The sequence below is a fragment of the Kitasatospora sp. NPDC057512 genome (genome assembly GCF_042802135.1).
Taxonomy (GTDB): domain Bacteria; phylum Actinomycetota; class Actinomycetes; order Streptomycetales; family Streptomycetaceae; genus Kitasatospora.
On the sequence record NZ_JBHVET010000222.1, the window covers coordinates 1 to 11,344 of the forward strand.

The following is an 11,344-nucleotide window of genomic DNA, read 5'->3' on the forward strand; positions in this document are numbered from 1 at the left end:
TGCGGGGGTCGGCCGGCCGCCCGCGCTCCGGTGGCGGAGCGCCGGATCAGTTCAGGATCTGCCCGCTGAGCCCGGGGTGGGCCAGCTGACCGGTCCCGATCGCCTCGATCTCGTTGGCGGGCTTGCCGACCAGCGGGAGCTTGCCCACGGTCCGCAGGGCGAGGTCGCCGGGGGAGACTTCGAGCCCGTCGGTGAGCCCGCCGGTGACGTCCGGCGAGGAGGCGGTCTGGGTGGTGGCGGAGGCCGCCGGGACGGCGAGGGCGAGGCCCGCCATGGTGAGGGCGGCCAGGGTGGCGAGTTTCTTCATGCCCTGCCGAACGACCCGGACCGCCCTCAGGTAACCGGTCGGCTCAGACCGTCACCCACAGGGTGCGCACGCTGTTGCTGACGAACGAGGCGATCGGCTCGTCGGTCCGGCCCTCCGCCAGGGCCAGCCCCGGGAAGCGGGTGAACAGGTGCCGCAGCGCCGTCTCGGCCTCCATCCGGGCGAGCCCGGAGCCGAGGCAGAAGTGCGGGCCGTGGCCGAGCGACAGGTGCTTGGCGGGCTGCCGGGTGAGGTCGAAGCGGTCCGCGTCCGGGTGGTGCCCGGAGTCCCGTCCGGCCGCCGCGTACGAGGCCAGCAGCGCCTCGCCGCGCCGGATCACCACGTCGCCGACCGCGATGTCCTCGCTCGCGTAGCGCAGCGGGAACTGCCCGACCGGGGAGTCGTAGCGCAGGGTCTCCTCGACCACCGCCGACCACGGCTGCTCCCCGTCCAGGACGAGCCGCAGCTGGTCCGGGTGGGCGAGCAGGGCGCGGACGGCGTTGGTGATCAGGTTGAGCGTGGTCTCGTGCCCGGCGACCAGCATCAGCAGCAGGGTGCCCACCAGCTCGGCCTCGCTGAGCCGCTGCCGGTCGTGGTGGTGGCCCGCGTCGCGGGCGGCGATCAGGTCGGTGGTCAGGTCGTCGCCGGGCTCGGCCCGCTTGGCCGCCACCACCGAGGCCAGCAGCGCGTTCAGGCCCCGCTGCGCGGCCAGCGCCGCCGCCGGGGTGGCCGAGCTGGAGACCATGGTGTCGGACAGCTCGTGCAGCTCGTCCTGCGCCGCCAGCCCGAGGCCGAGCAGTTCGCCGATCACCTGCATCGGCAGCGGGTAGGCGAAGTGCCGCCGCAGGTCGAACGCGCCCTCCAGCTTCGCGACCCCGTCCAGCAGCGCGACCGTCCGGGCCTCGACGGCGGGGGCCAGGTCGGCTATCCGGCGCGGGGTGAAGGCCTGCGAGACCAGTCCGCGCAGCCGCCGGTGGTCCTCGCCGTCGGCGGTGACCATGCCGGGGACGACGACGAAGTTGAGCAGCGGCCAGCCCTCCGGCAGCCGTCCCTCCCGGAAGGTCGTCCAGAGCCGGGCGTCCTTGCCGACCCGGGGGTCGGCCAGCAGCGACTGGAGGGTGTCGTGGTGGGTTACCGCCCAGACCACCACCCCGCCAGGGAGCTCCACCAGGACCGCGGGGCCGGCCTCGCGGAGTCGGGCGTTCTCGCCGTGCTGGTCGCGGCCGAAGGGGTCGAGTCTGACGGGCTCGGCGCGGGTTCCGGATTCGGCGGTGGTGTCCATGCGGGCCTCTCGGGGGCGGGCGGGCGGGGCGGGGTGAAGGCGCTGTAGAGCACCGGGAGGGCGGTCAGGGCCCGGGACCACGGGGACGGACGCCAGGCCAACTCGCTGGGCGGTACGGCAAGTTGGAGGTCCGGCAGGCGGTGCAGCAGGGTCTCGACGGCGGTCTCGACGATGATCCGGGCCGGGTGCTGGGCCGGGCAGACGTGCCGGCCCGCGCCCCAGGCGAGGTGGGCCCGGTTGCCGCCGAGCGAGCCCTGCGCGGCGGCCGAGACGCCCTGCGCGGCCGGGTCGGCGTTGGCCGCGGCCAGGCCGAGGACGAGCATGTCGCCGGCGCTGATGTACTGGCCGCCGAGCACGGTGTCGCCGGTGGCCCAGCGGCCGGGGAAGTTCTGGGTGGGCGGGTCGCGCCAGAGCACCTCCTCCAGCGCGTCGGAGACGGTCAGCCGCCCGCCGGTGAGGGTGGCCCGGAAGCGCCGGTCGGTGAGCAGCAGCCGCAGCGTGTTGCCGGTCCAGTTGATCGAGGTCTCGTTGCCCGCGACCATCAGCACCACCAGGTGGTGCACCGCCTCCTCGTCGGTCAGCCCGGCCGGGTGGGCGAGCAGCCAGGAGGTGAGGTCGGCGCTGGGGGCGGCCCGGCGGCGGCGCACCAGGTCGACGAGCAGCGCCTGGAACTCCAGGCCGGCGCGCTGCGACTGCGCGCTGCTGTCCACGAAGTGGCTGATCAGCTCGACCACCCGGGGCCCGCTCTCCACCGGCAGTCCGACCAGCTGGGTGAAGACCAGCAGCGGCAGCCGGCGCGCGTACTGGGTGACCAGGTCGGCGGTGCCGTCCGGGCCCCAGCCGTCGATCAGCCCGTTGGCGGCGGCCTCGGTGGTCCCGCGCAGCTGGCGGTGGTCGATCTGGGCGAGGGTGTCGGAGACGGCGGCGCGCAGCCGCTGGTGCTCGGCGCCGTCCAGGTTGAGCAGGGTGGGCCGCCAGGCGGTCATCGGCAGCAGCCGGGAGTCGGCCGCGAGCCGGCCCTCGGCGGGCACCCGCCAGCGGCGCGAGTCCTTGGAGAACAGCGCCTCGTTGCGGGTGAGTTCGAGCAGCTCGGCGTAGCCGAGGACGAGCCAGGCCTCGACCCCGGGCTCCAGCTCGATCGGGGCGACCGGTCCGTAGCGCTCGCGCAGCCGGGCGTACAGGCCGTGCGGGTCCTCGGCGACGGCCGGGCCGTACAGCGGCGTCAGCGGCACGCCCACGGGCAGCCCGCCGGGCAGTCCGCCGCCGTGGGCGACGGGGCACCCGGGGGCTCCCGGGTGTTCGGGGGAGGTCATCCCTGGAGCTCCAGGATCGAGTTGCGGTGCAGGTGGTCGACGAAGTCGATCAGCAGGTCGTAGGACTGCCGGCGGTCGCGCGCGTCGCAGTGCAGGATCGGCACCTCCGGCAGCAGGTCCAGCGCCGAGCGGAGCTCCTCCTCCGGGTAACTCGGGGTGTCCGGGAAGGTGTTGACCGCGACCGCGAACGGGATGCGCTGCTCCTCCAGCCGGCCGAGCACGTCGAAGCTCTCGTCCGGGCGGCGCAGGTCGACCATGGCGATGGCGCCCAGCGCACCGCGCGACAGGTCGTCCCAGAGCGGCCAGAACCGCTGCTGCCCGGGCGTGCCGAACAGGTACAGCGCGAGCCGCGAGTTGAGCGTGATCCGGCCGAAGTCCAGCGCCACCGTGGTGGTGGTCTTGCCGGCGCGACCGGTGAGGTCGTCGATGCCGGCGCTGGCCGCGGTCATGGTCTCCTCGGTGCGCAGCGGGGTGATCTCGCTCAGCGAGCCGACCAGGGTGGTCTTGCCGACCCCGAACGGACCGGTGACCAGGATCTTGACCGCGCCCTGCACCGAGGAGGGCAGGTACTGCGGCCCGGCGGCGGACCCGGCGGCGTCCGTGGCGCCCGGTGCGTCCGGGGCATCGGGGACGGCTTCAGCGGAGTTGGCGGAGGCCAACGAGCACCTCCTCCAGGAGGGTTGCGGGCAGGCGTTCGGCCTGGGGGACGGGCGGGAGCACCTGCACGGCGCCGAGGTCCCACAGGTCACCGACCAGCACCTTGACGACGCCGAGCGGCAGCCCCAGGTGGGCCGCCACCTCGGCGATGGACAGCAGGCTGTGGCAGAGCGCGAGGATGCGCCGGTGCTCACGGTTGATCAGCTCGTGCTCGGGCAGGTCCGGCGGCTCGGGCAGTCCTAACGGTCCGGGCACGGCGCTGACCAGGCTCTCCACGGCCAGCTCGGAGCGGGTGGGGCGGCTGCGCCCACCGGTGATGACGTACGGCCGGACCGGGCCGCTCACCGGTGGCCCCCCGCCGCGTGGTCGACGCGCGGCGGGCTGGTGAGGTGGGTGCCGATCCGTTCGACCAGGACCTGCATCTGGTAGGCGACCAGGCCGGCGTCGACCGCCTCGCCGGCCACCACGGCCAGGTGCGCGCCGGCCCCGGCGGCGACGACGAAGAGGTAGCCGCCGCCGTACTCGATGATGATCTGGCGGGTGGCGCTGCCCGGTCCGCCGAAGCCCGTCGCGACGCCGCGGGCCAGCGACTGCAGTCCGGAGCAGGCGGCGGCGAGCCGTTCGGCGTCGTCGCGCGCGATGCCCGCGCTGCGGCCGATCTCCAGGCCGTCGTTGGAGACGACGACGGCGTGCTGGACCTGCGGGACGGCGATGATGTCGGCGAGCAGCCAGCCGAGATCAGGGGTGGTGGTCATGGAACTCTCCGGAGCGCTGGGGAAGTCGGGGGGAAGCGGGAAGGGAAGGGTTGGACTGGGCCCGGGCGGCGGAACGGCCGCTGGCGGTCCCGGCCTGGAACATCGCCATGAACGCCTGCGCGTCCCGGGCCGAGCGGTACGGCGGCGCGGGCGGCGGTGGGGGAGCGGCGTGCTGGGCGGGGCGGCCCGTGCGGCCGCGCCGGTGGCTCCGGCGGGGCAGCGGGGGAGGGGTGTCACCGGTCGCGGCGTGCCGGCCGGGCGGTGGGGTCTCCACCAGGGGGTGGCCGGCGGGAGAGGCCGGCCGGGGGCCGGGGTTGAACGCCCGGTCGTCCGGCCCGAGGCCGGGGACGGTGGGCGGCAGCGGCTCGGTGAGCAGCGCGTTCGGCAACAGCAGGACCACCCGCACGCCGCCGTACGGCGAGGGCGCCGAGCTGAGGGTGACCCGGAAGCCGTACTGCTCGGCGAGCCGGCCGACCGCGGCGAGGCCCAGCTGCGGCACCTCGCCCAGCCGGGAGACCTCCAGGGTGCTGCCGCCGGCCAGCGCGGCGGCGGCCTTGGCGACGGCCTGTTCCGGCATGCCGACGCCGCCGTCGTCGATCTCGATGACGGCGCCGTTGTGCACCGGCATCAGGGTGACGAACACCTGGGTGCTGGGCGGGGAGTAGCGGGTGGCGTTGTCCAGCAGCTCGGCGATCGCGTGGATCAGCGCCTCGGCGGCGGCGCCGACCACGGCGGTCTCGGTCCGGCTGCGCACCACCACGCGCTGGAACGGCAGGATGCGCGACTGGGCGCCGCGGACGACGTCCTCCAGGGAGACCGGTTCCGGCCAGTGCCGGCCGGCCCGGGCGCCGCACAGCACGGCCAGCGTCTGGGCCAGCCGGGCCTGTTGGGCGGCCGCGTGGTCGGCCTTGAGCAGGCCCTCCAGCAGCGCCGGGTCGTCGTGGGTGCGCTCCATCTCGTCCAGCAGCGCCTGCTGGTCGTGGGCCATCACCAGGATCCGGCGGGCGACGCTGAGGAAGGCCCGCTGGGTGGAGGCGGTGTGCTCCTGCTCCTGCTGGACGGCGGCGAGTTCGGCGCCGCGGCGGGAGAGCTCGGTGGCCAGCTGTTCCTGGACGGCGAGGAGTTCGCCGCGCAGCCGGTCGGCGCGGCCGCGCTGGGTGACGGACACGGCGCGGTACCGCGCGGCGGCCACGAGGGCGAGGACGGCGAGTACGCCGGTTGCCGTTACGGACCACTGAGTCATCGTCACGCCGCGAATTCTAGGGTGATGATCCTACGAAGGTGTGAACGGATCTCGCCAAGTGACCGGATCTCGTCAATATCGAGTCAATTCGGCGTCAATCGGCAATCGTTCGACCCCGATCCCCCCGCCTGACGAGGCATCGGACCGGTCCGACCGGCATCACCGGGAAACGTCGGGATCGAGCCTGTCGGCCGGATCGCGTCCCGCGATGTGTGGGGCCTGTGCGCACGGTGTTACGGAAGGGGCGCCGTCCGGTGCAGGAGCAGCAGCGCCACGTCGTCCGGCCGGGACCGCCGCTCGGTCACGTTCAGGGTGAGCAGATCGGCCAGCCGCTCCAGCGCCGGCGCCGGGCCGATCCGCCCCGGACCGGTCTGCCGCGCCCACAGTTCGAGCCCGCCGAGCATCCGCTGCACCGACTCGTCGTAGTCCTCCTCGCGGTCCTCGACCAGCCCGTCGGTGTACGCCAGCAGCGTCTCGCCGACCGCCAGCCGCTCCACCGCCAGCGGGTACGGCCGCTCCGGGGCCACCCCCAGCGGCGGCCCGCCCGGCAGGTCCAGCTCGACGGCCGCGGCGTCGGCGGTGATCCGCACCGGCGCCGGATGCCCGGCCCGGGCCGCGGTCAGCACGCCGTCGGCCGGGTCCAGGGTCAGGTAGAGGCAGGTCGCGAACAGCTCGGTGTCCAGCTCGGCCAGCAGCCGGCTGGTGCGGGTCAGGGTGGCGGCCGGGTCGTGCCCGTCCGTCGCGTACGCCCGCAGCCCGCTGCGCAGTTGGCCCATCACCGCGGTGGCCTCCGCGTTGTGGCCCTGGACGTCGCCGATCACCAGCCCGATCCGGCCGTCCGGCAGCCGCAGCAGGTCGTACCAGTCGCCGCCGATCTGCATGCCCTCGGTGCTCGGCAGGTAGCGGGCGGCGCTGGCGATCCCGGCCAGCTGCGGCAGGGTGCGCGGGAGCATCGCCCGCTGCAGCTCGGCGGCCCGGTGGTGGTGGGTGTCGTACAGCCGGGCCCGCTCCAGGGACTGCGCCAGGATGCCGGCGAAGGCCGAGTACAGGGTGCGGTCCTCCCGGCTGAACACCCGTTCGGCGGCGAAGGTGATCAGGCACGAGCCGACCTGCTGCCCGGAGGCGACCAGCGGCAGCACCGCCCAGGCGGCCGGGGTGAGCGGGTCGCGCCGGGTGCGGGCCGCGGCGGGCTCGCTGAACAGCGGGGCGGAGCGGGCCAGCGAACGCTGCATCACGGACTCGGACAGGTCCGCCAGCCGGGTGAGCTCGGTGCGGCGCGGGCCCCCGTACACGGTGTGCGAGACGGGCAGCAGCCGGCCCTCGTCCACCAGGTCCAGGACGATGCCGGCGGCGCCGAGCGCCGGGCGGGCGACATCGGTGACGGCGGTGGTGACGTCCCGGACGGTCACCGCCCGGGACAGCGCCCGGGTGAGCGTCAGCAGCAGCGCCGTCCGGGCGGCGGCCGGGGAGTTCCGCTCCTCGGCCGGCGGCGGCTCCCGGTGCCCGGCCTCGGCCAGCAGCCCGGCGATCCGCACCGGCCGCCCGTGCACGTCCAGCATCACCTCGCCGGACTCCTCGACCCGGGCGACCTTGCCGCCGGGCCGCAGCACCCGGTAGCCGATCCGGTACCGGCCGCCGGCGGCCAGCGCCTCGGCGAGCGCGGCCTGCACGTCCGGCAGGTCCTCCGGGTGCACCAGCCGGTCCAGCTCGGGGGCCGCGCCGTCGGGGGCGGGCGGGCGGCCCGCCAGCCGGAACGCCTCGGCGTCCCAGTAGCTCTCCCCGGTGACCAGGTCGCGCTCGAAGGCCCCGTGCCCGGCGGCCCGCACGGCCAGCGACAGCAGCGGGTGGGCCAGCCCGGCGGGGCGGCCGTCCGCCGCCTGCGGACCCTCGGGTAACCGGACGCCGTACGGCGCCCGGGTGCCGTACGGGAGGTGGGCGTCGGCGTGGTCCAGCAGGTGCGCCAGCCGGTGGGCGCAGGCCTCGGCGAGGGTCTCCAGGACGTCCAGGTCGCGGCGCGGCACGGTGCCCCGGTGGGCCAGCGCCAGGGCCAGCACACCGATCGGCCGCTCGTCCACGACCATCGGCAGGGTGATCACGGCGACCATCCCGGTGCCCATGCCGGTGTTCCGGTTCGGGTAGTCGACGCTGGTGTGCTCGGGGCTGAGCAGGTACGGACGGCGCAGCCGCAGGGCCATCGCGGCGGGCAGCTCACCGGCCGGATCGACCACGCTGTAGCGCTCGTGCGCCCAGTCCGGCAGCCCGTGCGAGGCCGTCAGCCGGAGCATCCCGGCGGAGTCCAGCAGGTACAGCGCGGACCCCTCGCCGGTGATCCAGCCCGGGCCCTCGGCCAGCACGGTGCCGAGCAGCTCGGCCGCGCTGGTGCAGCCCAGCAGCAGTCGCACGCAGCGCATCGCACTGCGCGCGGTCGGACTGCCGGCGGGCTCCAGGGGCACTGGTCCTTGATACCCCATTTCCCCCACCGGCGAAGGCCGACCGGAGCGTCGCACCGGCACCACCGCCCCCGCGCCCGGCGCCCGGGCGGGTTCCGCTCCGGGGCGGGGCCGGCCGCTTACGCGGGCCAGGCGCGGAGGCCGGTGGTGAGGGTGGCGATGAGGCGGTCCTGGGTGGTGGCGAGGTCCTCGGTGAGCTGGAAGGCGCCGGCCGTGGTGAGGGAGGCGAAGCCGTGGGCGACGGAGCGCACGGTGCGGGCGGCGTGGATCGCCTCGGAGCCGTCGAGCCCGTACTCCCGCAGCACGGCGATGATCACGCCGACGAGCCGGGCGGCCGCCCGGGCCAGGTCGTCGTCGGGCTGCGGGGCCTGGGGGAGGGCGTTGTAGCGGTGCGGGTGCTCGGTGGCGTACGCGTGGTAGGCGCGCAGCACGGCGGCGACGGCGTCGTCCCCGCTGCGCCCGACGGCCGCCTCGGCCAGCCGGTCGGCGAGGTCCCCGGTGACCCGGACGGCGATCAGCCGCCGCAGTTCGGCGAGGCCGCCGCTGACGTGCTTGTACAGCGAGGGGGTGGCGACCCCGGCCCGGGCGGCGACGGAGGCCAGGGTGAGGGCCTCGGCGCCCTGCTCGTCGATGAGGGCGAGGGCGTGGTCGACGACCTGGTCGGGGGTCAGTCCTACGCGGGGCATGGGTTCGGGCTCTCCGTACGGATCAGGTCGGGCAGGGGCGGGCGGCGGGCGGGCGGGTTCAGCCGAGCTCGGCGAGGAACGGCAGCAGGGCGTCCGCGGTGGCCGCCGGGTTGTCGGCCATCGGGTAGTGCCCGGACCCCTCGATCATCGCCTTCCGCGCGCCGAGCGCGGCGGCCTGCCGGTCGGCGACCAGCTCCGGCTTCGGGAAGTCGGGGTCCTTGCTGCCCATGACCACCAGGGCCGGGCACCGCACCGCGGCCGTCCAGCCGACCGGCGCCGAGTCGCCGCGGACGTACCCGCGGGTGGCGGTCTTCCGGCCCGGGGTGCGCAGCGCGGCGACCAGCCCGTCCACGTACGTGTCGAAGTCGGCGGGCTTGGCGCCGGGGAAGGCCATCCGGCGCAGGTAGAAGCCCCAGGCGGCCGGCCAGTGGACGAGGGCGGCGCCCATCAGCCCCATGACGCCGCGCATCAGGGCGCCCTGCGGCGGGTTCTCGACGAAGGCGTCGAGCAGGACGATCCCGGCGACCCGCTCGGGGGCGTCCCCGGCGGCCTTGACGACGGTCGCCCCGGTGTACGAGTTCCCGGCGAGGACGGCGCGCTCGATGCCGAGGTGGTCGAGCAGGGCGAGGACGTCGCCGGCGAGGGCGGCGGGGCCGTAGTCGTCCCAGGTGATCGAGGACTCGCCGAAGCCCCGCAGGTCCATGGTGACGACCCGGTGGCCGGCGGCGACGAGCAGCGGGCGCAGGTGCCGGTACGCGGCCCGGCTGTCGAGCATGCCGGGGAGCAGGACGACGGGGGCGCCGTCGCCCTGCCGGGTGTCGTCGTAGGCGATCCGGCCGCCGGGAACGGTGAGGTACCGGGTGTTCGGGGTGATGGTGCCGTTCATGGGGGTCCTCCTCGGGCCGCCGGTGCGGGGCGTCGGTGTTACTGCCGATAGCCATAAAGCTAAGGCTAATAGCCTTAGCCGTCAAGCGGGTCGGGCGACAGAGGCGGCAGAGGCGACAGAGGCGACGGCGGCGACGGAGAGGAGGGGAGGGTGCGGTCAGACCCCTTCGACCTTGAACGGGTCGTGCTCGCTGAGCAGCTTCTCCAGCCGGGCCTGGTCCACCCGGGTGACCATGTCGTTGGACTCCTGCCGGTCCCGGATCACCTTCGCCAGCGTGAACGCGGAGCTGACCGTGAAGAGGAGGCCGAGCCCGAGGAAGGCCCGGGTCCACCCGCCGACCGGCAGGTAGACGATCCCCACGGCGAGGGCGGTGCCCGACAGGGCGAAGGACAGGACGGCCTGGAGGTAGTAGGCGGCCGTGGTGCGGGTCTGCATCGGTGCGCTCATGGCGTCAGGATGCTGCGGCCCGGCCGGGCCGCACATGAGTAGGCGTACTCAGATGGGGCCGTGCATGAGGGACCGTTCGTTGACGTCCGGTCACCTGCCCCGGGGCTGCTCCGAACGGATGGCTTGGAATCAGAGCCTCCTAGGATTAACGTTTGATAACGCAGCGCGGTTGTCAACGCCGTACCCAGACGGCACCGTGCGCCGTCGCCTAATCCCACCGACCGGCCTCCGGGCAGGTCAGGGAGCCGGGGAACCACGTTCCTTGGGGTGAATCGGCGGGGCTCCGGCCCGGCCGTAGGAGACCTTCCTGCTCCGAACCCGTCAGCTAACCCGGTAGGCGCGAAGGAAGGAAAGGAGCGCGCCTCCCGTGGCGTCGACGCACACCCCGGCACACCCGGCCGGCTTCGCAGCCGGTACCCAGCTCCTCGACCACCCCGGCCCGGACGGCCCCGAGGCCTTCGGCCCGGAGGACTTCGCCGCGGAGGCCGAGGCCAACCGCCACCGGATGCCGCGTCAGACCCGCGGAACCTCCCCGCTGCTCGGCGTCACCGCCGTCGCCGCCACCCTGGGCGCCACCGGCTTCACCTCGGCGACCCCGGCCGCCGCCCCCGCCATCGAGGCCCCGGACGAGACGGCGGTCGCCCTCTCCGCCGACCCCGGCCTCGCGCTCGCCGCCCGCATCCAGAACCAGGCCGACAGCCAGCGCACCGCCGCCGAGGAGACCGCCCGGCTCCAGGCCGCGCAGGAGGCGGAGGCCAAGGCCGCCGCCAAGGAGGCCGAGGCCAAGCGCGCCGCCGAGGAGGCCGAGCGGGCCAAGGCCGCCGCCCTCACCCTCCCGGTGACGGACTACCGGCTCTCCGCCCACTACGGCCAGAGCGCCCGCTACTGGGCCAACCTGCACACCGGCCTGGACTTCGCCGCCGACACCGGCACCCCGGTCCACGCGCTCGGCCAGGGCACCATCACCTCGGCCGGCTGGGCCGGCTCCTACGGCTACCGGATCGTCGAGACCCTGCCCGACGGCACCGAGATCTGGTACTGCCACCTCTCCGCGATCACCAAGGGCTCCGGCAAGGTCGCCGCCGGCCAGCAGATCGGCAAGGTCGGCGCGACCGGCAACGTCACCGGCCCGCACCTGCACATGGAGGTCCGCCCCGGCGGCGGTGCCCCGGTCGACCCGGAGCCCTGGCTCCAGCAGCGCGGCCTCAACCCCTGAGGCCCCTGCCCCGCAGCGCCTGCGCGAAGGCCCGGCCCGGAGCACCCGCACCGGACCGGGGGCCTTCGCGCGGCGTCTCACTCCTCGACGGGCAGCTGCGCCAGG

At 75.1% G+C, this 11,344-nt stretch carries 12 protein-coding genes and 1 riboswitch; of the genes, 1 reads left to right on the top strand and 11 read right to left on the bottom strand.

Annotation, left to right across the window (positions count from 1 at the left end; all coding sequences use genetic code 11):
• Positions 1-46: 46 nt before the first annotated feature.
• The 11 genes from ACFU6K_RS16850 to ACFU6K_RS16900 all read right to left on the bottom strand — a co-directional run bounded on the left by ACFU6K_RS16850 (position 47) and on the right by ACFU6K_RS16900 (position 10,023).
• The gene (locus tag ACFU6K_RS16850) at positions 47-307 is read right to left on the bottom strand and encodes a hypothetical protein (protein WP_380663743.1); all 261 of its coding nucleotides are present in this window, start codon (positions 305-307) and stop codon (positions 47-49) included.
• 43 nt (positions 308-350) lie between these two features.
• Entirely contained in the window at positions 351-1,451 is a 1,101-nt protein-coding gene (locus tag ACFU6K_RS16855; RefSeq protein ID WP_380663744.1) for a cytochrome P450, read from the bottom strand.
• On the bottom strand, positions 1,436-2,899 hold the full coding sequence (locus tag ACFU6K_RS16860) for a cytochrome P450 (RefSeq protein ID WP_380663746.1): 1,464 nt from the start codon (positions 2,897-2,899) through the stop codon (positions 1,436-1,438). The genes ACFU6K_RS16855 and ACFU6K_RS16860 overlap by 16 nt, the downstream gene beginning before the upstream one ends.
• A complete protein-coding gene (locus ACFU6K_RS16865; protein ID WP_049653188.1) occupies positions 2,896-3,465 on the bottom strand; it encodes an ATP/GTP-binding protein in 570 nt (189 codons plus the stop codon). The genes ACFU6K_RS16860 and ACFU6K_RS16865 overlap by 4 nt, the downstream gene beginning before the upstream one ends.
• Before the next feature lie 70 nt (positions 3,466-3,535).
• The gene (locus tag ACFU6K_RS16870; protein WP_380663747.1) at positions 3,536-3,901 is read right to left on the bottom strand and encodes a DUF742 domain-containing protein; all 366 of its coding nucleotides are present in this window, start codon (positions 3,899-3,901) and stop codon (positions 3,536-3,538) included.
• Positions 3,898-4,311 (bottom strand): roadblock/LC7 domain-containing protein, encoded by a 414-nt coding sequence (locus ACFU6K_RS16875; RefSeq protein WP_380663749.1) that lies wholly within the window; start codon positions 4,309-4,311, stop codon positions 3,898-3,900. Before ACFU6K_RS16875 ends, ACFU6K_RS16870 begins: the two co-directional genes overlap by 4 nt.
• The gene (locus ACFU6K_RS16880) at positions 4,295-5,554 is read right to left on the bottom strand and encodes a sensor histidine kinase (RefSeq protein WP_380663757.1); all 1,260 of its coding nucleotides are present in this window, start codon (positions 5,552-5,554) and stop codon (positions 4,295-4,297) included. The genes ACFU6K_RS16875 and ACFU6K_RS16880 overlap by 17 nt, the downstream gene beginning before the upstream one ends.
• A 233-nt stretch (positions 5,555-5,787) precedes the next feature.
• Positions 5,788-8,007 (bottom strand): SpoIIE family protein phosphatase, encoded by a 2,220-nt coding sequence (locus ACFU6K_RS16885; protein WP_380663750.1) that lies wholly within the window; start codon positions 8,005-8,007, stop codon positions 5,788-5,790.
• A gap of 116 nt (positions 8,008-8,123) precedes the next feature.
• Positions 8,124-8,690, bottom strand: a complete 567-nt coding sequence (locus ACFU6K_RS16890; RefSeq protein WP_380663752.1) for a TetR/AcrR family transcriptional regulator — start codon at positions 8,688-8,690, stop codon at positions 8,124-8,126.
• A 58-nt stretch (positions 8,691-8,748) separates the two neighbouring features.
• Positions 8,749-9,576 (bottom strand): alpha/beta fold hydrolase, encoded by an 828-nt coding sequence (locus ACFU6K_RS16895; protein ID WP_380663754.1) that lies wholly within the window; start codon positions 9,574-9,576, stop codon positions 8,749-8,751.
• Between the two features lie 156 nt (positions 9,577-9,732).
• Positions 9,733-10,023, bottom strand: coding sequence for a YiaA/YiaB family inner membrane protein (locus tag ACFU6K_RS16900; protein ID WP_049653176.1), 291 nt, complete (start codon positions 10,021-10,023; stop codon positions 9,733-9,735).
• A 195-nt stretch (positions 10,024-10,218) separates the two neighbouring features.
• Positions 10,219-10,377: riboswitch (cyclic di-AMP (ydaO/yuaA leader) on the top strand.
• 13 nt (positions 10,378-10,390) lie between these two features.
• On the opposite strand from ACFU6K_RS16900, the gene ACFU6K_RS16905 reads away from it, so the two are divergent.
• Positions 10,391-11,239 carry a M23 family metallopeptidase gene (locus ACFU6K_RS16905; protein WP_380663755.1) on the top strand — a complete coding sequence of 283 codons (849 nt, stop codon included), beginning with the start codon at positions 10,391-10,393 and terminating at the stop codon, positions 11,237-11,239.
• Positions 11,240-11,344: the final 105 nt, after the last annotated feature.